The organism is Streptomyces xiamenensis (genome assembly GCF_000993785.3).
Lineage (GTDB): Bacteria > Actinomycetota > Actinomycetes > Streptomycetales > Streptomycetaceae > Streptomyces > Streptomyces xiamenensis.
Genome location: NZ_CP009922.3, coordinates 2072704 through 2096804, shown reverse-complemented (window position 1 = coordinate 2096804; position 24101 = coordinate 2072704). Strand labels below are relative to the sequence as shown.

Sequence of the window (24101 nt, the reverse complement as noted above, 5' to 3'; positions counted from 1 at the left end):
GGTACGTAGAGGCTGATGTCCTCCTCCACGGCTTACCTACGGGACCGTAACCTACGGCGACGTTTGTATCGCAATCCGTGAGGTCATCTCACGCCCTGAAGCGCCCCCGCCCAGGCGGGGCGGCCTCATTACCATGGGGGTCCGTCGGACAACGCGGTCCGTGACCAGCCAGATCCCTGTCCATTCAGCTTCATTCAGCTGCGAGGAGCCGCAACTGTGAGCAGTGCCGACAGCAAGCCGGAGAGAGCGGAAAGCCCCGAAAGTGGTAGTGCCCTGCGTGCGGATATCCGCCGTCTGGGGGACCTTCTCGGGGAGACGCTGGTCCGGCAGGACGGTCCTGAGCTGCTCGATCTCGTCGAGCGGGTCCGTTCCCTCACCCGTACGGACGGCGAGGCCGCCGCCGCCCTGCTCGGGGACACGGATCTCCAGACGGCGGCCAAGCTCGTACGGGCATTCTCCACGTACTTCCATCTCGCGAACGTGACCGAACAGGTGCACCGCGGGCGCGAACTCGCCGCGCGGCGGGCCACCGAGGGCGGGCCGCTCTCGCGCACCGCCGACATGCTCAAGGAAGCCGACCCGGCGCACCTGCGGCAGACCGTGGCGAACCTCGGGGTGCGCCCGGTGTTCACCGCGCACCCCACCGAGGCCGCCCGGCGCTCGGTCCTCACCAAGCTGCGCAAGATCGCCGAACTGCTGGAACGGCCCGAGACCGAGCACGGCGGCGACCGGCGCCGCACCGAACTGCGCCTGGCCGAGAACATCGACCTCATCTGGCAGACGGACGAACTGCGCGTCACCCGCCCCGAACCCACCGACGAGGCCCGCAACGCCGTCTACTACCTGGACGAGCTGCACCACGGCGCGGTCGGCGACCTCCTGGAGGACCTGGCGGCCGAGCTGGAGCGCGCCGGTGCCCCGCTGCCGGCCGGCACCCGCCCGCTGACCTTCGGCACCTGGATCGGCGGCGACCGCGACGGCAACCCCAACGTCACCCCGTCGGTGACCTGGGACGTGCTGCTGCTCCAGCACGAGCACGGCATCACCATGGCGCTGGAGCACATCGACCAGCTGCGCAGCGCGCTGTCCAACTCCATCCGCAACAGCGGCGCCACCCAGGAGCTGCTGGACTCACTCGCCGCCGACCTGGAGGCGCTGCCGGAGATCACCCCGCGCTACAAGCGGCTCAACGCCGAGGAGCCCTACCGGCTGAAGGTGACCTGCGTCCGGCAGAAGCTGCTGAACACCCGCACCCGGCTGGCGGCCGGCGCCACCCACGTACCCGGGCACGACTACCTGGGCACCGGGGAGCTGCTGGCGGACCTGTCCGTCGTCCAGCGCTCGCTGCGCGAGCACCGCGGCGCCCTGATCGCCGACGGCCGCCTCGAGCGGCTGATGCGGACGGTGGCGGCGTTCGGCCTCCAGCTGGCCACCATGGACGTGCGCGAGCACGCGGACGCCCACCACCACGCGCTCGGCCAGCTCTTCGACCGGCTGGGCGAGGAGTCCTGGCGGTACGCGGACATGCCGCGCGAGTACCGCACCAAGCTCCTCGCCAAGGAACTGCGCTCACGCCGCCCCCTGGCACCCTCCCCGGCACCGCTGGACGCCGCGGGGGCCAAGACCCTCGGGGTCTTCGGGACGATCGGCAAGGCGCTGGAGGCGTTCGGCCCGGAGATCATCGAGTCGTACATCATCTCGATGTGCCAGGGCGCGGACGACGTCTTCGCCGCGGCCATCCTGGCGCGCGAGGCAGGGCTGCTGGACCTGCACGCGGGCTGGGCCAAGATCGGCATCGTGCCGCTGCTGGAGACCACGGACGAGCTGCGGATCGCGGACGAACTGCTGGACGCGATGCTGTCCGACCCCTCCTACCGCCGCCTGGTGGCGCTGCGCGACGACGTGCAGGAGGTCATGCTCGGCTACAGCGACTCCTCGAAGTTCGGCGGGATCACCACCTCCCAGTGGGAGATCCACCGCGCGCAGCGGCGGCTGCGCGACGTGGCGCACCGGCACGGGGTACGGCTGCGGCTGTTCCACGGCCGCGGCGGCACCGTGGGGCGCGGCGGCGGCCCGACGCAGGACGCGATCCTGGCGCAGCCGTGGGGCACGCTGGAGGGCGAGATCAAGGTGACCGAGCAGGGTGAGGTCATCTCGGACAAGTACCTGGTGCCCTCCCTCGCCCGGGAGAACCTGGAACTGACCGTGGCGGCCACCTTGCAGGCCTCGGCCCTGCACACCGCGCCGCGCCAGTCGGACGAGGACCTGGCGCGCTGGGACGCGGCGATGGACACCGTCTCGGAGGCGGCGCACGGCGCGTACCGCAAGCTGGTGGAGGACCCGGACCTGCCGGCGTACTTCTTCGCGGCCACCCCGGTGGACCAGCTCGCCGAGCTGCACCTGGGCTCGCGCCCCTCGCGCCGGCCCGACTCGGGGGCGGGTCTGGACGGACTGCGGGCGATCCCGTGGGTGTTCGGCTGGACGCAGTCGCGGCAGATCGTGCCGGGCTGGTTCGGGGCGGGCACCGGTCTGCGGGCGGCCCGCGAGGCGGGACTGGAAGACGCGCTGACCGAGGCGTTCGGCCGCTGGCACTTCTTCCGGAACTTCCTGTCCAACGTGGAGATGACGCTGGCGAAGACGGATCTGCGGATCGCCCGGCACTACGTGGACACGCTGGTGCCGCAGGAACTCCAGCACATCTTCGACGTCATCGAGGCGGAGCACGCGCTGACGGTGTCCGAGGTGCTGCGCATCACCGGGGAGTCGCAGCTGCTGGACGCCAACCCGGCGCTCCAGCGCACCCTGCGCATCCGTGACGCGTACCTGGACCCGATCTCCTACCTCCAGGTGTCGCTGCTGCACCGCCAGCGGGAGGCGGCCGAGCGGGGCGAGGACCCCGATCCGCTGCTGACCAGGGCGCTGCTGCTGACGGTGAACGGGGTGGCGGCGGGGCTGCGCAACACCGGCTGACGCCCGTACCCGCCCCGAAGGCCCCGCCCGGCCGCCGCGCCGGGCGGGGCCTTCGGGCTGAGCGCACGGCATCCGGAACGGGGCCGTCGCCCGGGGGCGGCGACCCGGTGGAGGTCGAGATCCAGCCGGGGCGCGACGGCGTCTACCGCGACGACAGCGACCTGCGCTGGGACCTGGGCTCGGCCGCGTAACCGTAGTAGGCGATGACCTCGGCCCGGTCCAGGGTGAGCCGCACCGGATGGCCGGGCGGCAGGGCCGGGCCGGGGAGCTCCGGCAGGTCGGCGGGGAGCAGCCCGCCGGGGAGCTGGACGGTGTGCGGCTTGTCCGCGGGGGTGTGGACGGTGAGGGCCAGGTCCGCGGCGCCGAGCAGCGATCGCGCGGCCCAGCGCAGTTCGTGGGGGTCCGGCGTGATGAGGCGGGCGGTGCCGCCCTCGGGCGGGGTGCCGTCGAGCCGGTAGTAGCTGTAGGTGTCGTCACTGGTGAGCGCGGTGGCCGGGCGGCGCAGCACCTCGAGTCCGGCGCGGGCGGTGGGGTGGTCGGGGTCGGTGCGCAGCACGGCCCGGTACAGGTGCAGGGCCTCGCCCTGCCGGCGGGCGATGGCGGAGTCGGGGTCGCCCAGCACGTACCGCAGTTCGATCTGCTGGGCGAGTACCCCGGCCAGCAGGACGGCGGCGGACGTGTCGTCGGGGCGGGCGGTCAGCGCCGCCCGCAGCCAGGGCTCGCCGGGCCAGTGGGGTAAGGGCCATGCCTCGCCGTCCGGTTCGTCCGGGAGGAGGCAGAGCAGCCGCCCCAACTCCCGGGCGGCCTCCGGATTTCCGGTCACGGCCTCGTTGTGCAGCGCGGCCAGCCGGTTCTCATCGATCACCACGATCCCGCACCCTACCGAGCGCCGGGCAGGACGCCGTACGCGTCGGTTCAGTCGGTGGCCTTCGGATGGCCCGTCCCCGCGTACGTGATCCACGCCGTCCGGAGGCTGTCGTCCACCAGGTACCAGAGGTGGCCACCACCCGTCACTTCGTACTGCCAGCGTTCCAGGTCCTGTCCTTTGAAGGACGCGCTGCCGAGAGCCCCCTTGAGGCGGTGCTGACGGGCAGGGTGGCCTGTGTCGCGCGGCGTGGCGCGAATCTGGTCGTAGGCCCGTCGGAGATTCGCCCCGGCCGTCCGGGCCAGTTCCTCCCAGCCGTTCGCCGCAGCGGTGTTGGCGAACCGCAGGTCGTCCTCGTCCTCGACCGGTGGGGGTGCGGCCCGGTCGCCTCGCTTCGGGGTCACGCGGTGGTCTCCGGCGCCGGGACGGGGCCCAGGTCGCCTTCGGGTTCTCGGGTGAGGGCCGCGTGCAGGGTCGGATCGGCGTAGATCTCCGCGCTGTGGCGCCACTGGGTGAGCAGAAGAGCCAGCGGGGTCAGATTGTCCAGGGCCGCCGCACCCTGGGCCGTCGAGACCAGTTCGCCGACAAAGCTGTCGAGGTCGTCCTTCGGGAGGAAGGTGCTCCAGGGCAGCGCGTCCGGCAGAACCTCGCGGAGGATCGCCACGTTGCCGCCGCGCACCAGGCCGGCGAGGAGACGGGAAGTGAAGTCGACCACCGTGGTGTTCTGTTCCAGCTGATCGACGCGGATCAGGGCAAGGTCCTCGTCGTCCCTGCGACGCAGCCGGAGGGCGCGGACGGCTTCGAGTCTTCGCGCCGTGGCGGCGGGATGGTGGAGCAGTTCGCTGAAGGGCACGCTCTCATAGGCGGCAGTCATGATGTCCACACTACCTTGGATGTCTGCTTCTGTGCGGTGTGTCGCGTGACCCTGGGTCGGTTGCCCACCGCGCGGGTGTGACGTCGGCTCGGGGTAAGCCGTCCAGGTATCACCGGCGGATCTCGCCGGACTCCGCTGATCCGTGTGCGTGCGTTGAGTGCGTGGCCCGATGCGGCTACTGTCAGCAGCATGAGCAGCGATGCACCTGACAGTGGGCGTGAGAAGTGGCTGGCGCCGGTCGCGGCGGGGGTCACCGTCGTGTTGTGGGCCTCGGCCTTCGTCTCCATCCGCAGCGCCGGGGAGGCCTATTCACCCGGCGCGCTGACCCTGGGCCGGCTGCTCTTCGCCGTGCTGGCGCTGGGGGCGGTGTGCCTGGTGCGCCGGGTGGGATGGCCCCCGCGGGCCGCCTGGCCGTGGATCGCGGCCTCCGGCTTCCTGTGGTTCGGCGTCTACAACGTCGCCCTCAACTGGGGCGAGCAGCAGGTGGACGCGGGCACCGCCGCCATGCTGGTCAACATCGCGCCGCTGCTGGTCGCGCTCATCGGCGGCCGGATGCTGGGGGAAGGGCTGCCGCGCACGCTGCTGCTCGGCATGGGCATCTCCTTCGCCGGGGCCGTGGTCGTGGGCCTGGGCATGTCCGGCCAGGGCGACGCGTCCACCACCGGGGTGCTGCTGTGCCTGCTGGCCGCGGTGACGTACGCGGCCGGGGTGGTGCTGCAGAAGCCCGCGCTCGGGCACGCGGGGCCGCTCCAGGTGGTCACCTTCAGCGCCCTGGTCGGCATGGTCGCCGCGCTGCCCTTCAGCGGCGCTCTGGTGTCCGAACTGGCCGACGCGCCCGTCTCCGCGACCCTCAACATGGTCTACCTGGGCCTGTTCCCCACCGCCCTGGCCTTCACCACCTGGGCGTACGCACTGGCCCGCACCACCGCCGGGCGGATGAGCGCCACCACCTACGTGGTGCCCGCCCTGGTGCTGCTGATGTCCTGGGCGCTGCTGGGTGAGGTGCCCGGCGTGGTCGGCCTCGCGGGCGGCGCGCTGTGCCTGGCCGGGGTCGCCGTCTCCCGGTACCGGCCCCGGGCGCGTACCGTTCCGGCCGTACCGGAGCCGGCCGTGGTACGCGAACCCGCCGGCTGACCCGCCCCGTTCACCACAGGGCGAACGCCGTCGCCAGCAGCGCGATGCCCGCCCCCGCCGTGGCCCACGCGGTGCGGTACATCCGCAGACCGCCGCCGATCACGATCCCGGCCAGCAGCAGCGAACCGGCCAGTGGCAGGCAGGCGTACAGCACCCCCGGCGCCCCGGTGCGGACCACCTCGGCGGTGCCGGGGCGCAGCGCCACCTCCAGTGTTTCGCCCGGCTCCCGGCCGATCCGCTGGTACAGGGCGACGGTCTCACCCGAGGGGCCGAACGTTCCCGTGCAGCGTTCCCGGTCGCACGCTGCGAGCGTCAGCGGGCCCGCCGCGCCCTGCGGTGGCCGCAGCGCGTCCCGCGCGGTGTCCCAGGAGCTCCAGGCGCCACCGGTGACCATCAGCAGGGCCAGCAGCGTCATCAGGATCATCCGGGTGAGCAGGAGCGCGCCGAACGCGCTCTCCCCTGCTCGCCGCAGTCGGTCGCGTCGGACGGGCATGGCGCAGATCCTTGGCCAACGCCCTGCGCCGGGTCAACCCCCGGTCAGCCGTTGTACGCGCCCTGCGCCCGCTCCAGACCGTCCGTGATCAGGGATTCCACGGCGTCGGCTGCCCGGTCCACGAAGTAGTCCAGTTCCTTGCGTTCGGTACTGGAGAAGTCCTTGAGCACGAACGCCGCCACATCCATCCGCCCCGGCGGGCGGCCCACCCCGAAGCGCACCCGGTAGTAGTCGCGGCCCAGGGTCGCGGTCAGCGACTTCAGCCCGTTGTGGCCGTTGTCGCCGCCGCCCCGCTTGAGGCGCAGCACCCCGTAGTCGATGTCGAGTTCGTCGTGGATGGCGATGACGTGCTCGGCGGGGATCTTGTAGAAGGCGCTCAGCGCGCCGGTGGGGCCGCCGGAGACATTCATGTACGTCATCGGCTTGGCCAGCACCACCCGGTGGCCGGCGAGACGCCCCTCCGCCACCATCGCCCGGGACTTGTGCGCCTTGAAGCGGGCGCCGATCCGGTCGGCCAGCAGGTCGGCCACCATGAAGCCGACGTTGTGGCGGTTGCCCGCGTACTGCGGACCGGGGTTGCCCAGGCCGGCGATCAGCCAGGGGGACGGAGCGGGAGAGGTGCTTTCACTCATGCCCCGCATCCTTCCATCCCCGCCGTCACCGGCCCGGGCTCACTCCGTGTTCCTACGGTGTCAGGCGGCGGACTCTTCGCCCTCGGCACCCGCGGCCGGCTCCTCGGCCTGCGGCTGCACGACCTGCACCACGATGTCGTCGCCGTCGATCGCCAGGGTGGTGCCCTTGGGCAGCTCGATGTCCTTGGCGAGCACCGAGTCGCCCACGGTCAGGCCCTGCACCGAGACGGTGATGGAACCGGGGATGTCGGTGGCCTCGGCCTCGACGGGCAGCGCGGACAGCACGTGCTCCAGCAGACCGCCGCCCGGCGCCAGGTCGCCCTCGACGACCAGCGGAACCTCGACGGTGACCTTCTCGCCCTTCTTCACGACCAGCAGGTCGAGGTGGACGAGGAAGCCCTTGAGCGCGTCACGCTGGACGGCCTTGGGGATGACCAGCTCTTCGCGGCCGGCGATGTCCAGGGTGATCAGGACGTTGGAGTTCTTCAGCGCCAGCATGGTGGCGTGGCCCGGCAGGGTGACGTGCACGGGGTCGCCGCCGTGTCCGTAGATGACGGCCGGGACCTTGTCCTCGCGGCGGATACGGCGCGACGCGCCCTTGCCGAACTCCTCGCGGACCTCGGCGGCGATCTTCACATCAGCCATGGTGGTTCTCCCTCAGGCTCGGGTGGTGATGGATACGGCACATGTCACCCGGCCCTGGTGGGACCTGCTGCGTGGAACACGAGCGCGTCGATAACGGACGCCCCCCGCTGGGGGACCTCCCTCGCCGAGCAACCCGGGCAGTGTACCCGGCGAGGAAGGCCCTGCCCGAATCCGGTTACGCGTCGCCCTCGAAGAGGCTGGTCACCGAGCCGTCCTCGAAGACCTCGCGCACCGCGCGGGCGATGGTCGGGGCCATCGACAGCACGGTGATCTTGTCGAGTTCCACCTCGCTGGGGGTGGGCAGCGAGTTGGTGAAGATGAACTCCGAGACCTTGGAGTTCTTCAGCCGGTCGGCCGCCGGGCCCGACAGCACACCGTGGGTGGCCGCCACGATGACGTCCTCCGCGCCGTTGGCGAACAGCGCGTCCGCCGCCGCGCAGATGGTGCCGCCGGTGTCGATCATGTCGTCGACCAGGACACACACCCGGCCGTTCACATCACCCACGACCTCGTGCACGGTCACCTGGTTCGCCACGTCCGGGTCGCGCCGCTTGTGCACGATCGCCAGCGGGGCGCCCAGCTTGTCCGCCCACCGGTCCGCGACCCGGACCCGCCCGGCGTCCGGGGAGACCACGGTCAGCTTGGCGCGGTCGACCCGGCCCCCGATGTAGCTGGTGAGCACCGGCAGCGCGAAGAGGTGGTCGACGGGGCCGTCGAAATAGCCCTGCACCTGGTCGGCGTGCAGGTCCATGGTGATGATCCGGTTGGCGCCGGCCGTCTTGAGCAGGTCCGCCATCAGCCGGGCCGAGATGGGCTCACGGCCGCGGTGCTTCTTGTCCTGCCGGGCGTAGCCGTAGAACGGAATGATCACGGAGATACTGCGCGCGGAAGCACGTTTGAGCGCATCGATCATGATCAGCTGTTCCATGATCCAGGTATTGATCGGCGCCGTGTGGCTCTGGATCAAAAAACAGTCGGCGCCGCGCACCGACTCCTGAAAACGTACATAGATCTCGCCGTTCGCGAATTCCCGGGCCGTCGTCGGAACCAGCCCCACGCCCAATTCGGCGGCGACCTCCTTCGCCAGCTCGGGGTGGGCGCGGCCGGTGAAGAGCATCATTTTCTTCTCGCCGGTCGTCTTGATCCCGGTCACAGTGTGTCTCCTTGGAGTCCGCTTCTGCGCGTATCGGCCCGTTCGGGGCACCTCTACGGTACTTCCCGCCCATCGCCGCCGCTTGGCGCGGTTCGCCCTTCGGACAGCGGGGGGAGGGACCCGACCTGCGGATCAGTTCTCGGAGGGCTTGTGCTCCCGCGCCGCGGAGGCCGCCTCGGCCGCCCGCGCCGCCGGGGAATCCGGGCGCTTACGGGCCACCCAGCCCTCCACATTCCTCTGCTGACCACGCGCCACCGCCAGTGAACCCGGCGGCACATCCTTGGTGATGACGGAACCCGCCGCCGTATAAGAACCGTCCCCGACCGTGACGGGCGCCACAAACATATTGTCCGAGCCGGTCTTGCAGTAAGAGCCGATCGTGGTGTGGTGCTTCGACTCCCCGTCGTAGTTCACAAAGACGCTCGCCGCACCGATGTTGGTGAAGTCACCGATCGTGGCGTCACCGACATACGACAGATGCGGCACCTTCGTCGACTCCCCGACCGTGGAGTTCTTCATCTCCACGAACGTGCCCGCCTTCGCCGCGCGGCCCAGCACCGTACCCGGGCGCAGATAGGCGTACGGGCCCACGCTCGCCCCGTCGCCGATCCGCGCGCTGTCCGCCACCGTGTTGCTCACCGTGGCGCCCTCGCCCACCGAGGTGTGCGTGAGCCGCGTGTTCGGGCCGATCTGCGCACCGCCCCCGATGTGCGTGGTGCCCAGCAGCTGGGTGCCCGGGTGGATCACCGCGTCCGGCTCGAAGGTCACCGTCGCGTCGATGAACGTCGTGGCCGGGTCCACCACCGTCACCCCGTCGAGCATCGCCCGCTCCAGCAGCCGGTCGTTCAGCAGCCGCCGGGCCGCGGCCAGCTGCACCCGGTTGTTGATCCCGGCGATCTCCGTGTGCTCGGCCGCCCGCGACGCGCCCGCCCGGTGGCCGGCGGCGCGCAGGATGCCCAGCACATCGGTCAGATACTCCTCGCCCTGGCTGTTGTCCGTGGAGACCTGGGCCAGGGCCTCGCCCAGCAGCCGCGCGTCGAACGCGAAGACCCCCGAGTTGATCTCCCGGATCGCCCGCTGCGCCTCGTCCGCGTCGCGCTGCTCCACGATGGCCGTCACCGCGCCACCGGCCGCCGCGTCCCGCACGATCCGGCCGTAACCGGTGGGGTCGGGCACCTCGGCGGTCAGCACCGTGACCGCGTTGCCCTCCGCCTCGTGCGTACGGGCCAGCTCCGCCAGCGTGTCAGCCGTCAGCAGCGGGGTGTCGCCGCAGGTCACCAGCACGGTGCCGGACAGCTCACCGGCCCCGCCCAGTTCGGCGAGCGCGGCGCGGACCGCGTGCCCGGTGCCGTTCGGGTTCTCCTGCACCGCCGTCTGCGCGGCCGGCGCGACCTCCGTCAGATGCGCCGCGACCTGCTCCCGCGCGTGGCCCACCACCACGACCAGCCGCTCGGGCTCCAGCTCCGCGGCGGCGGTCACCACATGGCCCACCAGCGACCGGCCGCAGATCTCGTGCAGCATCTTGGGGGTGGCGGATTTCATGCGGGTCCCCGCACCCGCTGCGAGAACGATGACGGCTGCCGGGCGAACGGAGCTCACGTGACTGTGCCCTTCGATGGAGATGGCCGGTTCCCGCAGGATAACCGCAAGGTCACCGCGGGGCCCCCGAGCGGGGCGCCCGCTCCGTCCGGACGGGGGGACACGGGCACCGGGCCGGGCGCCCACGCCCCTACAGCAGTCCGTCCCACATCTGCTCCAGCAGCACCGACCACCAGTTCTCCGGGTCGGCCACCGCCTGCGGGTCGAGCGAAGCCAGCTGCGCCTGGAAGTCGGTCGTCCAGTGCCCGGCCTGCTCCGGGTTCAGCCCGTACCGCAGCCGCCACATCCGCCCCAGCAGCGCCAGACAGCGCACGAACTGCGGCAGCGAGGCGTTCACGAACTGCGGCGTCACCGGCGTCCCGCCCGGTCCCGCCTCCAGCGGCACCGCCACGATGTGGGCCGTGCCGTACTGGACACACAGCTGCTTGCCGAAGTCCGTCCCCATGACGAGGTACGAACCGGCGTCCGGGGCCGGCTGGATGCCGCGCTCCGCCGCCACCTCGGCGAGGGTGGGCACGAGCCGGCCCGGCTGCGCGTACGCCCAGAAGATCGGCGCTATCTCCAGCGGCAGCCCCGACCACAGCAGGGTGTGCGCCACGATCTCGGGCACCCCCTGCCGGGAGACCGACTGCTGGTCGTAGCGGAAGATCGCGTGCGGACCGAACGCGTCCGCCAGTTCCTGGCCGATCACGTCCAGGCCCACCGCCGGGGCCGGCTGCTGCTGCGGCAGCGGGGCCCGTACGGGGGCGGAGCGCGGCGGCCCGTCGGCGAACTGCTGGAGCTCGTCCTGGTGCTCCACCAGATGCCGGACGCCCGCCTGCCGCGAGGTGTGGTCGTGGCCGTACGCGGCGGTGTGGGTGATGCGCACCTGCGGCCAGTTCTCGCGGATCATCCGGGCGCAGTAGCCGCCGGGCAGCTCGCACGACTGCAGCTCGGTGTGGAGTTCGAGGACCTGCTGCGGCGGCACGTTCATGGCGTGCAGCTCGTGCAGCAGCTGCCACTCCGGGTGCGGCATGCCCGGCGCGGAGCGGCGGATCAGCTGCTGCTCGGAGCCGTCGGGCGCGCGGTAGCGCAGCACCGCCATGTACCCGGAGCCCACCGTGGGCATGCCGGGCGGCGGATAGCCGTACCCCTGGCCCTGGGACGGCGGCGCGTGCTGCCCCAGGGGCGGCGGGGTGCCGGGGCCGCCCGGCGCCTGGATCGCGGGGCCGGGCGGCGGGGGCGGCGGGGTGCCGTGGCCCGGGCCGGCCGGGGCCGGCGGCGGGAACGGGACGCCGCCGGTGTCACCGGCACCGGGAGTGCCGGGGGCGGGGGAGAGCATCGTGGCGGCGGCGTGCACATTGCCGCCGGGACCGCCGGGGACCCCCGGGCCGCTCGGCGGGCCGGGAGGCGCCTGGGAGGGGCTGGGCGCGGTGGGCCGGGAGGCCGCCGCCTTCAGCGCGGCGATCTCCTCCGGGCTGACCTGCTGGGTGGGGACGTAGGCGTCGTCGCCGCCACTGCTCGCCGCACCGGGCACGGCCGGCGCGGGGGGCGGCGGCGGGGGCACGGAGGCACCCGGCCGGGAGGGGGCCGGCGGCGGGCCGCCCTGCGGTGCGGTGGGCGCCATGGCCGCCTTGGCGGTGTCGGCGGACGCCAGATCGGCGGCGCCACCGCCGCCCGTACCGCCCGGCAGCGCGGGCGCCGGCGGTACCGGCGGCAGCTGGGGCGGCTGGGCCGGATCCGCCGGGGGCAGGGCGTCGTGCAGCTGGGTCTTGGGCAGCGCGCTGCCCTGCGGCAGCACGGAGGTACGGGCCTCGGAGGCCGGCGCGGACCCGGGGGCACTCCGGTCGTCCTTGCCGAGTCCGGCGGGCGGCTCGCGGTCCAGCACGACCGGCGGCGAGAAGACGGTGGCGGGCGGAGCCACGGACGGGATGTCCGTGCCGCTGCCCGAGGTGTCGGTGGCGTCCCACACCGAGCCGCCGGCCGAGGGCGGCCCCGCGGTGTCGGTACCGGCCCACGGATCGGCCTGCGGCTCCGGTCCTGACGCCGCGCCCGCGCCCGCGGCCGGGGGCTCCCCGGCCGTGTCGGTGCCCGCCCACGGGTCGGGGTCGGCCGCGGGTGCCGGCGCGGTGCCGTCCGCCTCGGAGCCGTGCTGCCCCGTGGCGTCGGCCCCCGCCGCCCACGCGCCGGAGCCGGAAGCGGCCCCCGCCGTGTCGGTGCCGGCCCACGGGTCGGGGTCGGCCGCGGGTCGCGCGTCCGGTGCGGACGGGGAGAGCGAGCCGGTGTCCGCCCCCGCGTCCTCGGCGGCGTCCGCCCCGTCGGCGGCCGAGGACGCGGCCCGGTCCGCCGCCTCCTGGAGCCAGTCCGGCGGCGTCAGCAGGAACGACGTCGCCTCCAGGTCCATCCGGCCCTGCGGCTCGGCGGCCGGGGCGGCGGCGAGGGCCGCACCGTACGTCTCCTCGTACCGCCGTATCACCTCGCTCACCGGCAGCGCGGGCCACAGCGTCGACTCGCCGCTGTCCCGGGCGATCACCAGCTTCCCGCCGCAGTCCTCGGCCCAGGCCACGAAACCCAGATCGAACTCGCGCACCCGCACCTCACGGCTGCGTTCCCCGGTGGCGGAGCCGTTCACCCAGCGGTCGGCGCGCTCCTGCGCCTGTGCGAAGGTCACCATCGCCGCCTCACCCCTCCACCGGGACGGCGCGGGCGAAGCCGCCGTCCACCATCAGATCGGCCACCGTCTCCAGCTCGGGCGGGCTGCCCGCCAGCCGCAGCAAGAACGCGTCGAAGTCGGCCCCGCACGGCAGCAGCAGGGTGTCCACCCGCTCCTGGACGGTCAGCCCGTCACGGTCGCGGGCGTCGTCGTAGGCGCACAGCCACACCGAACCGATGTCCTCGCCCTTGACCTTCACGGCGATGATCCCGCCGTGCACGAAGGCGACCCCGAGATAATCCTTCGTCAGATGATCACGCAGACATTTGTTGATGTAGACGAGATCGTTGACCGCCGCCTCCTCCCTGAGGGTGAAGAACGGCTGGTCGATCAGCAGCCCCAGCTCGGCGTCGAGCGCCAGGCCCACCGGGGCGCAGCCACCGGCCGCCTTGAGGAAGGAGCGGTAGGCGCCCGGCAGCGGGTACCCCAGCTTTTCCTCGGCCGCGCGCAGCCGGTCCTCCTCCACCGCCACCGAGTACGGGGCGGCGAAATGCACCGGCTTCGGGTCCTGGAGCGGGCGGGTGCCGCGCTTGTCCTGGTCCACCGCGGTGGTCGCCAGACCGGCGTGGTGCCGCAGCAGCGCCTTGACCTCGACGGGTATGAGTTCGAGGCGGCGGGAGCGGGCCACGTGGTGCCAGGTCCAGCCGTGCGGCGTTGCCACCGGCGGCAGATCGGCCCACAGTTCGTGACCGGCGGCGTGCAGCGCGGCGTTGGCCGACACGTAGTCGGTCAGCCGCAGCTCGTCGATGCCGAAACCCTCGGGGGGCTCGGCGATCTCTGCCGCCGCTCTCGCGAACGGGGAGAAATCCGGGAATCCCTCCGCGTCCACCCGGACGCCCTGCGGGAAACGGGCCGCCCGTACCGGGTCGGGGAACTGCACCAGCTGTCCCGCATAGGCCCCGTTCGGTGGCGCGGCATGCTGCCCGAGCCGACCTGTCGTCATGGCGTTTGGCCCCCTGCTGCTCCTGCGCGGTCACGCTGTTGCCCGACAGCCTACGAGGTCCATGTGTCATGGGCACCGTCCCAGGGCTGCTTAACCGGTCGTGACAACGGCTTGTGGCAAGCTGATCGGCATTGTGGGGAGGCCCGGGGGAGAAAGCACGAGGATGCCGGTGACGCTGGATCTTGAGGGTCAGGACGGCCAGGCGGACGCCGGGCCGGTCGTCCCCGTGCTGCGGCACCGGCGCGACGGCATCCTGCCCACCACCGCCGCCGCGCTGTCCCTGCCGGGACGCGAACACCCGCTCAAGGGCGCGGCCGTGCTCCGCTCGGCCCAGGACGCCCCGCGGCTGCACCCGCTGGTGCGGGAGTTACTGAACGCACTGGGCCCGGCCGACCGTGAACGGCACGCCGGACGCTGCCCCGAGGCGGCGCTCATCTCCCGGCACCTGAGCGAGGGCGGCGACGCCCGGCTGCTGCGCGGCGCGGTGATCACCACCCGGCACATCAGGGAGGACGGCGACCCGCAGCACGGCACGTACGCGCCGCACTGCCGCTCGTGCGCGGCGCTGCTGGCGCACTTCGGGGTGGAGAGCGTCAGCGAGGGAGCGCCGGGTGCAGACCTCACCGGCCCCACCCTGACCCTGCGGATGCCGGAGGAGACACGCGCCGGCGGCGGTCCCGGCCTCGGCTTCGACCTGGACCAGGCGCTGGGCTACGCGGGATGGCAGCCGGGCCGCCGCATGATCGAGCAGGCGGAACGCTGGGCCGACACGCTCAGCGGGCACCGCTCGCCGCTGGGGCACCCGCACGCGCTGTTTCCCGCGGCGTTCGAGACCTGGGCGGAGTTCGGCGGCCTGCGGCTGCACCCGATGGGACCGGGGCGCCGGTACGCGCCCGGGTCGGTCGTCATCGACCCGCTGCGCGGGCTGCACTGGGCCCGCACCCTGAACGATCTGGGGCAGGCGCTGGATACCGAACTGTGCCCGCTGGGCGCGGAGGGCGGCGGAACGGCGCTGCTGGCGATGGACCGGGAGGCGCGGATGTACGCCCTGGACCACACCGGCGACTGGTACCTGGGTCCCGATCTGCGGACCGCGCTCACCACGTTGCTGAGCGGGACGGAGCCGGGCCGGCTGATCAACCCCCGCTGATCAACCCTTCGCTGATCAACCCCGGGCCCGGCGGCGCTGCGCCGGGGTGGGCGTCAGGACGTGGGGGTCTCCGCCGCGCGGATCGTGTCGCGGTAGGCGCGGGCGGTCGTGCGCAGCGCGGTTTCCGGGTCCACCCCGGCCGCCTCCGCCTCAGCGGCCAGGGCCAGCAGCCGGGCGCCGAAGTCCTCGGGGCCGGTGGGCGCGGGGAGTTCGGCCGCCAGGCCGGCCGTGCGGGCGCGGCCCGCCAGCTTCGCGGCCAGCGCCAGTCCTGGCTGGCTCAGCGGGATGCCCTCGGTCACCGATTCCCGCCGCTTCTCCTCGGCCTTGGTGCGCAGCCACAGCTTCCGTACGTCCTCGGGCGTCTCGGCGTGCTCGTCGCCGAAGATGTGCGGGTGCCGGTGGACCAGCTTGGCGACCAGGCCGCCCGCCACGTCGTCCACGTCGAACGGCTCCTCCGCGTCCTCCTGCGCGATCCGCGCGTGGAAGACGACCTGGAGCAGGACGTCGCCGAGCTCCTCGCGCAGCTCGGTGCGGTCGCCCGCCTCGATCGCCTCGACCAGCTCGTACATCTCCTCAAGACCGTGCTTCGCCAGGTCCCGGTGGCCGCGGGTGGAGGACCAGGGGCACTCGCCGCGGATGCGGTCCATCACCTGCACCAGGTCGAGCAGCCGGGCACCGGGCAGGTCGTACGCGCCGGGCAGCAGTTCGAGCGCGGGCATCGTGTGCCGTCCGGAGCCGGCCAGGGCGGCCAGCTCGTCGGTGAGCCGGCCTTCGCCGTCCGCGCCCGCCAGCACCACGACCGTACGGCCGCCCGCGCACTCCTCCAGCAGCCCGGCGCCGCCCGGGGCGGCGCCCGCCACGGTGACCCCGGCCTCCTTGAGGTACGGCAGCAGCGGGTGGCCGCCGTCCCGCGCGTACACGCGGTCGGCGGTGCGCAGCAGTTGCCAGGCGGGCCAGGACAGCAGCCCGGGTGCCACCCGGTGGCTGGTGGTGAGCAGGACGATACGGCCGGGGCCGGCCGGGGCGGAGTCGGTCACCCGTCGAGGGTAACCGCCTGCTGATCACGGTCGGCGGTCCGCAGCCAGGGCTCCTGGAGGTCCACCAGGGAGACGGTCTGGGCGTCCCAGGTGCCGTACCGGGGGTTGATGTCCACCCCGACCTCCTGCGCCGTCTCCGCGAGCAGCGCGCCGACCTTCTCGCCGCCCAGCGGGTCCGTCAGGACGCCGAGCTGCTCGGCGATGCCCTGGATCTGGAGGTTGCTGCGCAGCACGTCGTCGATCTGGCCGGAGGTCAGCGGCAGGCCGCCCTGCCCGCTGAGGGCGCTCTGCGCCAGGGCCTCGGGGCCGCCCGCGTTGGCCTCGGCGTCCGCGCGTGCCTCCTGCACCTGGCGGCGGGTGACCTCCACGCCCTGGGACGCGGCGGCGCGGTCCACGACCTGGAGGTACACGAGGAAGTTGACGGTCTCGCGGGTGAGCGTGCTGCTGGTGGAGATCAGCTCGTCGGCGTCGGGCTGCTGGCGCTGGGCGGCGCGCACCGCCTCGACGTGGCCCTGGACCTGGGAGATGGAGATCCGTTCCCCGCCGACGACGGCTGCCGCTCCCGGATGGGCGCCGGTGGAGCACCCGGTCAGCAGGGGCGCGGCCACCAGCAGGGCGGCGGCGGTGACGGACAGGGCAGTGGTGCGGCGCTTCATTGCTGCTCCCCGCGGGGTGGCGTGGTGTCCGGTTCGGGTCGGATCGATCTTAAGCAGGCCGCACGGTGGTGACTACCCTGCGCAGCGCGGCTTTCCACCCGGTCCCGGACCGGCCGTCGGCGGTTCAGCCCTTGGCGAGCCGCCGGATCACCGGGGCGACGCGCTTGCGGCCGACCTGGTAGAGGCCGCCGGCGCCGCGCCGGATGAGGCGGCGCACGGCGGTGGGGGCGCGGTCGTGGCTGGGCGGCAGTGCCTTGCCGTCCAGGCCGAGTCCGCGCCGGGACAGCAGCGTCTCCAGGTAGTCGGCGGCGCTCTGCGGCGTGTAGTAGGGGTGGGTGGGCGCCCGGGTGCCCGGGGCGGCGGCGCGCAGTTCGGCGATGCGGGCGCGGGCGGCGGCGTACGGGTCCTGGTGGCCGACGCCGCGGCTGGCGGCCCACCCGGGGTCGACGGCGGGGATGAGGCCCTTGTCGAGTTCGGCCCAGGAGGCGAGCAGTCCGGAGTGGATGAAGTAGTGGTTGCCGTGGGCCTCGCGCACCCCGTAGTCGGTGAGGATGGCGGTGGGGATGCCGCGGTGGATGGACTCCATGGCGGCGGTGGAGGAGACCGTGACCAGCAGATCCGTTCGGTCCAGGACCTCTCCCATGTCGCCGTAGACGAGGGTGAGGTTGGCCGGCGGGTTCGGCAGTTCCTCGTACAGCGACTGGTACGAGTGGCGTTCGGTGTGGGTGACGGCCTCGCCGGGGCGGTTGCGCAGCTTGATGAGGACCTCGCGGTCCGGGTGCAGGCGCGCGTGCCGGGCCAGTTTCTCCAGCATCCCGGACCGGGCGGCGCGGGTGCCGGGTACGGAGGGCTGGACGGCGAAGGTGACGGTGAACGGCCGGGCGCCGGTGGGCTGCCGGTCGCGTCCGTGGGTGCCGAAGACGGCGGGCGGGTCGTACGGGTCGCCGCCCAGGAAGGGCAGGCCCGCCTCCACGATGTCCTCGGGGTCGGCGCCGATGCTGCGGTAGACGGAGCGGAAGCGTTCCGCGTCGTGGGCGCAGTTGGCGAGTATCAGGTCGGAGCCGACCCGCAGCAGCAGCCCGTCGACCAGGTTCTCGTAGACGACGCCCACATAGCCGGTGACGAGCAGCGGGCGGTGCGGGCTGCCCTCCCAGGCCACGCCGAGGGAGTGGATGAGGGAGAGCACCGTGCCGCCGGTGGTGCCCAGCACCACCAGGTCGGCGGTGTGCACGGCCGGATCGTCGAGCAGTTCGACGCAGCTGACGACGGCGGTGGTGTCGGGCACGATGCCCACCTCGGCGATCTGCCGTTCGGTGGGGGTGGTGGCGACGGCCAGGAAACGGGCGTCGATCGCGTGCTCGGGGGCGATCCGGCGGGCGACCGACGCCGCCCATTTCCAGCGGCTGTCGGAGTCGGCGAGGACGACGACGCGTGGGGTTCCGCTTCCCATCTCTTTTCTACGTTTCCCTTCGATGGGACGCGAGGTCCTCGGTCGTGCTGGGCGCCGTTCCTGTCTACACCGGCCGCGCGACGTCGAGTTGGCGTTCAGGTGAACCGGAGGTGGCGCCCTTGTCGGCGCCGGGCCCCGGGTCGCGCGGCGCGGGGGCCGTCCCGGTCCTGAACAGCCACCCGATCCGGGGCTGCACGAGGGGCCGCAGCAACCACCGTACGGGCGGGGTGGCCAGCGCGGTCGCCAGCGCGAGGGCGAACAGCAGCAGCGCTGCCTGCTCGGGCCAGGGGCCGACCCAGTCGACGCCGTAGCGCTCCAGCAGCGGGCGCAGCATCAGGGGGTGCAGCAGGTACATGTACAGGCCGCCGGCGCCGAGGTAGCTGATGACGGGGAGGTGGCGGCGCGGGACGAGACGGATGAAGGCGAGCGCGACGACGAAGCCGACGGCGAGGGCACCGGCCCGGGTGACCCAGGCGAAGGGGGCGTCCAGCAGGTGGCCCTGGCCGTACGGGCCCTTCATGAACAGCCAGCCGAGTTGCACCTCGTGCCGCACCACCCAGGCGATGACGAGGGTGGCGGCGATGACGCCGAGTGCCGCGTACCGGCTCCAGAGGGCCACCATGGCGTCGCGGAACCAGCCCTGCCGCAGCCGCCAGCCGAGGAGGAAGAACGGCAGGAAGGTGAAGGTGCGGGAGAGCGAGAGGTAGGCGCCGATGTCGGCGATGTAGCCCACCAGCAGCGCCACGAACACCGAGGTGGCGAGCGGGTACCGCAGCTGGGCGAGGTAGGGCAGGGCGGCGCGCCAGCACAGCAGGGAGAGCAGGAACCACAGCCCCCAGCCGGGTTCGGCCGTGTAGAAGGTCCACTCGCCGCCGTCGTAGTGGTGGCGCTGGAGGCTGTGGAGGAGGCCGATGGCCAGGTAGGGCACGAGGACGGACTCGATGAGGCGGCGGGCCTCGCGGGGGGTGAGCGTGTCGGCGCGCGAGAAGTAGCCGGCGACCATGACGAACACGGGGACCCGCATCGCCCAGGAGGCGATGTAGAGCCAGCGCAGTCCGTCGCGGTCCGCGACGGAGTCCATCACGTGCCCGAAGACCACGAGGACACCCGAGAAGTACCGGATGTTGTCCCAGTGCGGGTCGCGGCTGGCTCGGCGGGCGCGGGGCCGCTGCCGGGGGATGGGCAGGCGCATGGGGTGACCTCGGGTGACGGGGCGGCGGGAAGGGGCCGGGGGAGGCTAGCGGGGCGGGGGCGTCGTTGGATGCACGGCGGGGAACGGGGGGATGAACGGGACGCACCGGTCGGGGGAAGCCCTTAGGGGCGGCCCGGCGACGGTCGTTCCGCAGGGCGATGACGCGGGCGGCGGCCGTCCTTAGCCTGAGTGCGCGGCAGGGGACAACGGGTGAGGACGGGGGAGGGCGGCGACATGACGGTGCTCAGGACATCGGTGCGCAACTTCATGGCCCACAAGGGCCGGATGGCGCTGTCGGGGACGGCGGTGCTGCTGTCGGTGGCGTTCGTGTGCGGGACGCTGGTGTTCACCGGGACCATGACGACCACCTTCGACAAGCTGTTCGCCCGCACCGCCTCCGATGTGATGGTCGGTCCGGTGGAACGGCCGGGGGGTGGGGGTTTCGACGTTCCCTCGGCGGTCGGCAAGCCGGACACGGTGCCCGCCGCGCTGGCGGAGGAGGTGGCGGCCGTTCCGGGGGTGGAGCGGGTAACCGGCACGGTCTCCTCGCCGCTGGTGGTCGTCGTGGACGCGGCGAACGAGAACATCGGGCCGACGACGGGCGCGCCGACCATCGCGAGCGCCTGGTCCGAGGTGGAACTGCGCTCGATGGAGGTGCGGGAGGGGGCGCCGCCGCGCGGGCCGGACGAGATCATGGTGGACGCCGACACGGCGGGCAACAAGGGCCTGGCGGTGGGCGATCCGCTGCGGGTGCTGACCGCCTTCGGCGACTTCCCGGTGCGGATCAGCGGCATCGCGGCGTTCACGGTCACCAACCCGGGCGCGACGGTCCTGTACTTCGAGGGGCCGGTGGCGCAGCAGGTGCTGCTGGGCGGCGAGGACGCGTACACCGAGCTGTACGTCGACGGGGACGGGTCCCGTACGGACGAGGAGCTGCGGGACGCGGTCGCGGCGGCGGTCGGCGCGGAGGACTACCGTCTGCGCACGGCACAGGAGTACGCGGACGACAGCAAGGACGCCATCGGCGAGGTGATGTCGGTCCTCCGGTACGTGCTGCTGGGCTTCGCCGGGATCGCGCTGCTGGTCGGGGTCTTCCTCATCGTCAACACGTTCTCGATGCTGGTGGCGCAGCGCACCCGGGAGATCGGGCTGCTGCGGGCGATCGGCTCGGGGCGGGGGCAGGTCAACCGCTCGGTGCTGATCGAGGCGCTGCTGCTGGGGCTGATCGGTTCGGTGCTGGGGTTCGGGGCGGGCATCGGCCTGGCGGTGGGGCTGATGGTGGTGCTGCGGGAGTTCGGCATGAACCTCAGCACCGACGATCTGACCATCGGATGGTCGGTGCCGGTGATCGGGGTGGTGCTGGGCACGGTGGTGACGCTGCTGGCCGCGTACATCCCCGCCCGCCGGGCCGGGAAGATCACGCCGATGGCGGCGCTGCGGGAGGCCGGCACCCCGGGGGACGTCCGGGCCGGCCGGGTGCGGGCCGCGGTGGGCGGCGTGCTGGCGGTGGGCGGGCTCGGGCTGCTGGCCGCCACCGCCACGGTGGACGCCGCCTCGCAGGGCTGGGGCTATCTGGCGCTGGGCATCGTGCTGAGCCTGCTGGGCCTGATCCTGGTGGCCCCGGCGCTGGTCGGCCTGGTGGTACGGGTGCTGGGCGTGCTGCTGCTGCGGGTCTTCGGCCCGGTGGGACGGCTGGCGGAGCGGAACGCGCTGCGCAACCCCCGCCGTACCGGGGCCACCGCCTCCGCGCTGATGATCGGATTGGCGCTGGTGTCGGCGCTGTCCGTGGTGGGCGCCTCGATGGTGTCCTCGGCGACGGACGAGATCGACCGGTCGGTGGGCGCCGACTTCATGATCAGCCCGGTCGACTTCGGCCCGGTGCTGCCGGACGTGGGCGCCGCCGTGGCGGGTGTGCGCGAGAGCGACGGCGGCCCGCTCGCCTCCGTCACCGAGTACCGGATGCTGTCCGCCGAGATCACCACGGCCGGCGGGCGGGTGACGGAGCGGCAGCTGTCCGCCGCGCAGCCCAGCATGCTGACGGACCTGACGGTGGGCACGGTCACCGGCGACCTGGAACGGGCGTACGAGCGCGACGGCATCGCCGTCGACGCGGACGCGGCTGCCGAGCTCGGGATCGGCGTCGGTGACGAACTGACGGTGTCCTTCGAGCGGGGCGCGAGCGCCGTGCTCACCGTGCGCGCGATCACCGAGAAGTCCACCCTGGAGGGCGGCACCTGGGCCCTCTCGCTGGAGACCGCGCGGGCCCATGTGCCGGACGAGGCGCTGCCGCTGCCGCTGATGCTGTTCGTCACGGCACAGGACGGGCGGGCGGACGAGGCCCGCACGGCGCTGGAGACGGCGCTGGAGCCGTACCCGCAGATGGAACTGCTCGACCAGTACGAGCTGAAGGAGCAGATCCGCGCGCAGATCGGGCAGTTGCTGAACATGGTGTACGGGCTGCTGGCGCTCGCCGTCATCGTGGCGGTGCTGGGCGTGGTGAACACCCTGGCGCTCGCGGTGGTGGAGCGCACCCGGGAGATCGGGCTCATGCGGGCGATCGGGCTCTCACGGCGGCAGCTGCGGCGGATGATCCGGCTGGAGTCGGTGGTGATCGCGCTGTTCGGCGCGCTGCTGGGGACCGGGCTCGGGCTGGCGTGGGGCGCCGCGGCACAGCGGCTGATGGCGCTGGAGGGGATGCCGGTGCTGGAGATCCCGTGGCCGGTGATCACGGCGGTGTTCGCGGGCGCGGCGCTGGTCGGCCTGGTGGCGGCGCTGGCCCCGGCGTTCCGGGCCGGGCGGATGAACATCCTGACCGCCATCGCCACCGAGTAGCCGGCCGGGGTACGGGGTCGGGGTGCGTCGGGGCAGGTCGTGAGCGTATGGTGTACGCTTTTCGGCCGTGCCCCGTCCCCGCTCCCTGACCCCGCACCAGCTCGCCACCGCGGCCCTCACCGTCATCGACCGCGACGGCCTCCCCGGCCTGTCCATGCGCGCGGTGGCCACCGAACTGGGCATCGCCACCATGTCCCTGTACCGCTACGTCCCGGACCGCCAGGCCCTGGAACGGCAGGTGGTGGACCTGGTGCTCGGCACCGTCCACACCGCGCCCCCGCCCGGCGAACCCTGGCAGCGGCAGCTCGCCCAACTCCTGGACCGGGTACGCGCGGCGGTCGCCGCGCACCCCGGGGTGGTCCCGCTGACGGTCAGCCACCGGCACACCTCCGCCGCCGTCCAGCTGTGGTCGGAGGCTGTCCTGCGTGTCCTCACCGCCGCCGGCTTCACCCCGCGCCGCCGCGCCCTGGCCCTGCGCGCCCTGCTCGCCTACCTGACCGGCGCTCTGCAGAACGAACACCTGGCCCCGCTCTCCGGCGAGGCCACCACGGCCCTGGCCGACCTGCCGCCCGAGGCGTACCCCCTGCTGTCCCGCACCGCGAGCGAGGCGGCCCGGGTCCCGGCGGCGGAGGAATTCCACGCCGGCCTCGACCTCCTCCTGACGGGTCTGAGCGCCGCGCCGCGTTGACGTGTCCCGCGTAGCAGAATCGATTCGGGTCGCACAGGCCATCGGGCTCTGGCTGCCCACCGGCCGGGAGGGCCACGCGGCTCCCGACCCGGCCGTGGTGGACGACGACTACCAGGACCACCTCGTCGGCCACAACTGCTACCGGCCGTCCGTCTTCCGGATGGTCGTCGAGATCACCTCCTCCGACTGGCGCGACGACCTGGAGCGAGAGCGCGCGGCGTACACCGAGGCCCAGGTGCCCGTGTACGTGATCGGCGACCGCAAGCACGGCAGGGTCCTCGTGCTCACCGACCCGGTGGGTGGAGTACCGCACCCAGTCCGTGTACCGGCCGGGGGAGTCGCTCGTGCTCCCCGAGTCCATCGGGGCGAAGATCGAGATCGAAGCGGATCTGCTCCTCAAGCGCTGAACAGCCAGCGCACCCGCGTGTCGCCCTCCGGGGTGCCGTAGGCCGTCACGCTCAGGCCCGACTGCGAACGGGTCAGCGCCGGGGCGTGGTCGGGCGGGGACCACTGAAGGGTGTGGTCCGCCGAGCTCTCCGGCGCGGTCGGCGGGTGGTGCAGGGCCGCCGTGTCCAGGCCGTGCTGCTCATTCAGCCAGTCCTCGAAATCCGGGCCCCGCACCGTGAAGACCGCCGCGAAGTCCGCCGCCCGGCGCGCGCAGCGGGCGTCCGCGACCTCCTGCGGCGGCTCGAAGCCGGCCGCCGTGTACGCCTCCTCGCAGGAGCTCTCCCGCCAGCCGCCCGCCACATGGTTCACCGCGCGGTCCAGGTACCACTGGCCGGCGAACGCGGTCAGCGTGATGCCCAGGGCGATCGCCGCCAGGGTGCCGAAGGCGGGCGGGCGTCCCGGTCTGCGGCGGCGCGTGCGCGCATACGTGCCCGGCTGCCTGTACACACGACCACCCCGTAGTTCCGAACGTGAAACGACCCACAGGGTTCGTTCCCCGTCCCCGCCTCCCTCTACCGCCGGTCACCAGGTGTATCCATCCGCTTGCACGATGCACCCATTTGGGTGGAGGTGTGGAGGCGTAGGCTGGGGGAAACCCGGTGCGCTGCGCGTACCGGGCTGTTGTGCGTGCCTGCCCGCCCCGTGACCG

The 24101-nt window shown here is 73.0% G+C and carries 20 protein-coding genes and 2 pseudogenes; 7 read left to right on the top strand and 15 right to left on the bottom strand.

Features of this window, described 5'->3' with window-relative positions; genetic code table 11:
- The first annotated feature begins 216 nt into the window (after positions 1 to 216).
- The gene (gene ppc, locus SXIM_RS09455) at positions 217 to 2970 is read left to right on the top strand and encodes a phosphoenolpyruvate carboxylase (RefSeq protein WP_046723625.1); all 2754 of its coding nucleotides are present in this window, start codon (positions 217 to 219) and stop codon (positions 2968 to 2970) included.
- A 142-nt stretch (positions 2971 to 3112) separates the two neighbouring features.
- Here the strand turns inward: ppc and SXIM_RS09450 are convergent, their stop codons facing one another.
- The 3 genes from SXIM_RS09450 to SXIM_RS09440 are packed head-to-tail and all read right to left on the bottom strand — an operon-like array spanning position 3113 to position 4709.
- On the bottom strand, positions 3113 to 3838 hold the full coding sequence (locus SXIM_RS09450) for a hypothetical protein (RefSeq protein WP_148236088.1): 726 nt from the start codon (positions 3836 to 3838) through the stop codon (positions 3113 to 3115).
- A 47-nt stretch (positions 3839 to 3885) separates the two neighbouring features.
- A complete protein-coding gene (locus SXIM_RS09445) occupies positions 3886 to 4239 on the bottom strand; it encodes a hypothetical protein (protein ID WP_030735849.1) in 354 nt (117 codons plus the stop codon).
- On the bottom strand, positions 4236 to 4709 hold the full coding sequence (locus tag SXIM_RS09440) for a hypothetical protein (protein ID WP_043178364.1): 474 nt from the start codon (positions 4707 to 4709) through the stop codon (positions 4236 to 4238). The genes SXIM_RS09445 and SXIM_RS09440 overlap by 4 nt, the downstream gene beginning before the upstream one ends.
- A gap of 189 nt (positions 4710 to 4898) precedes the next feature.
- Between SXIM_RS09440 and SXIM_RS09435 the strand changes: the two genes are divergently transcribed.
- Positions 4899 to 5843, top strand: a complete 945-nt coding sequence (locus tag SXIM_RS09435; protein WP_043178258.1) for a DMT family transporter — start codon at positions 4899 to 4901, stop codon at positions 5841 to 5843.
- Positions 5844 to 5853: 10 nt separating this feature from the next.
- Here the strand turns inward: SXIM_RS09435 and SXIM_RS09430 are convergent, their stop codons facing one another.
- The 7 genes from SXIM_RS09430 to SXIM_RS09400 all read right to left on the bottom strand — a co-directional run bounded on the left by SXIM_RS09430 (position 5854) and on the right by SXIM_RS09400 (position 14000).
- Positions 5854 to 6336 (bottom strand): hypothetical protein, encoded by a 483-nt coding sequence (locus SXIM_RS09430; protein WP_046723622.1) that lies wholly within the window; start codon positions 6334 to 6336, stop codon positions 5854 to 5856.
- A 44-nt stretch (positions 6337 to 6380) separates the two neighbouring features.
- The gene (gene pth, locus SXIM_RS09425; protein ID WP_030735837.1) at positions 6381 to 6968 is read right to left on the bottom strand and encodes an aminoacyl-tRNA hydrolase; all 588 of its coding nucleotides are present in this window, start codon (positions 6966 to 6968) and stop codon (positions 6381 to 6383) included.
- A gap of 60 nt (positions 6969 to 7028) precedes the next feature.
- Positions 7029 to 7613, bottom strand: coding sequence for a 50S ribosomal protein L25/general stress protein Ctc (locus tag SXIM_RS09420; protein WP_030735835.1), 585 nt, complete (start codon positions 7611 to 7613; stop codon positions 7029 to 7031).
- Positions 7614 to 7788: 175 nt separating this feature from the next.
- The gene (locus SXIM_RS09415) at positions 7789 to 8766 is read right to left on the bottom strand and encodes a ribose-phosphate diphosphokinase (protein WP_030735832.1); all 978 of its coding nucleotides are present in this window, start codon (positions 8764 to 8766) and stop codon (positions 7789 to 7791) included.
- A gap of 132 nt (positions 8767 to 8898) precedes the next feature.
- Entirely contained in the window at positions 8899 to 10365 is a 1467-nt protein-coding gene (glmU, locus tag SXIM_RS09410; RefSeq protein ID WP_030735829.1) for a bifunctional UDP-N-acetylglucosamine diphosphorylase/glucosamine-1-phosphate N-acetyltransferase GlmU, read from the bottom strand.
- Between the two features lie 130 nt (positions 10366 to 10495).
- Complete coding sequence (locus SXIM_RS09405) at positions 10496 to 13018, bottom strand: SUKH-4 family immunity protein (RefSeq protein WP_046723621.1); 2523 nt, start codon at positions 13016 to 13018, stop codon at positions 10496 to 10498.
- A gap of 7 nt (positions 13019 to 13025) precedes the next feature.
- A complete protein-coding gene (locus tag SXIM_RS09400) occupies positions 13026 to 14000 on the bottom strand; it encodes an HNH endonuclease (RefSeq protein WP_030735825.1) in 975 nt (324 codons plus the stop codon).
- 163 nt (positions 14001 to 14163) lie between these two features.
- Here SXIM_RS09400 and SXIM_RS28020 point away from each other — a divergent pair.
- Both SXIM_RS28020 and SXIM_RS28015 read left to right on the top strand, forming a co-directional pair.
- Positions 14164 to 14571: pseudogene (locus tag SXIM_RS28020) on the top strand (YwqJ-related putative deaminase); the annotation flags it as partial.
- Positions 14572 to 14646: 75 nt separating this feature from the next.
- The gene (locus SXIM_RS28015) at positions 14647 to 15150 is read left to right on the top strand and encodes an SUKH-3 domain-containing protein (RefSeq protein WP_046725550.1); all 504 of its coding nucleotides are present in this window, start codon (positions 14647 to 14649) and stop codon (positions 15148 to 15150) included.
- 53 nt (positions 15151 to 15203) lie between these two features.
- On the opposite strand, the gene SXIM_RS09390 is transcribed toward SXIM_RS28015, so the two are convergent.
- From SXIM_RS09390 to SXIM_RS09375, 4 genes are all read right to left on the bottom strand, one after another.
- Positions 15204 to 16187 (bottom strand): nucleoside triphosphate pyrophosphohydrolase, encoded by a 984-nt coding sequence (locus tag SXIM_RS09390; protein ID WP_046723605.1) that lies wholly within the window; start codon positions 16185 to 16187, stop codon positions 15204 to 15206.
- Positions 16184 to 16843 (bottom strand): SurA N-terminal domain-containing protein, encoded by a 660-nt coding sequence (locus tag SXIM_RS09385; RefSeq protein WP_030735819.1) that lies wholly within the window; start codon positions 16841 to 16843, stop codon positions 16184 to 16186. The genes SXIM_RS09390 and SXIM_RS09385 overlap by 4 nt, the downstream gene beginning before the upstream one ends.
- A 124-nt stretch (positions 16844 to 16967) precedes the next feature.
- The gene (locus SXIM_RS09380; protein ID WP_030735818.1) at positions 16968 to 18293 is read right to left on the bottom strand and encodes a DUF6716 putative glycosyltransferase; all 1326 of its coding nucleotides are present in this window, start codon (positions 18291 to 18293) and stop codon (positions 16968 to 16970) included.
- Positions 18294 to 18357: 64 nt separating this feature from the next.
- On the bottom strand, positions 18358 to 19485 hold the full coding sequence (locus SXIM_RS09375) for an acyltransferase family protein (RefSeq protein WP_046723603.1): 1128 nt from the start codon (positions 19483 to 19485) through the stop codon (positions 18358 to 18360).
- 234 nt (positions 19486 to 19719) lie between these two features.
- Between SXIM_RS09375 and SXIM_RS09370 the strand changes: the two genes are divergently transcribed.
- From SXIM_RS09370 to SXIM_RS28705, 3 genes and pseudogenes are all read left to right on the top strand, one after another.
- Positions 19720 to 22317 carry an ABC transporter permease gene (locus tag SXIM_RS09370; RefSeq protein ID WP_046723601.1) on the top strand — a complete coding sequence of 866 codons (2598 nt, stop codon included), beginning with the start codon at positions 19720 to 19722 and terminating at the stop codon, positions 22315 to 22317.
- A 67-nt stretch (positions 22318 to 22384) separates the two neighbouring features.
- Positions 22385 to 23005 carry a TetR/AcrR family transcriptional regulator C-terminal domain-containing protein gene (locus SXIM_RS09365; RefSeq protein ID WP_030735815.1) on the top strand — a complete coding sequence of 207 codons (621 nt, stop codon included), beginning with the start codon at positions 22385 to 22387 and terminating at the stop codon, positions 23003 to 23005.
- 1 nt (position 23006) lies between these two features.
- Positions 23007 to 23270 (top strand): annotated as a pseudogene (locus SXIM_RS28705) (Uma2 family endonuclease); the annotation flags it as partial.
- Between the two features lie 131 nt (positions 23271 to 23401).
- Here the strand turns inward: SXIM_RS28705 and SXIM_RS09355 are convergent.
- A complete protein-coding gene (locus SXIM_RS09355; RefSeq protein WP_030735811.1) occupies positions 23402 to 23899 on the bottom strand; it encodes a hypothetical protein in 498 nt (165 codons plus the stop codon).
- Positions 23900 to 24101 lie beyond the last annotated feature (202 nt).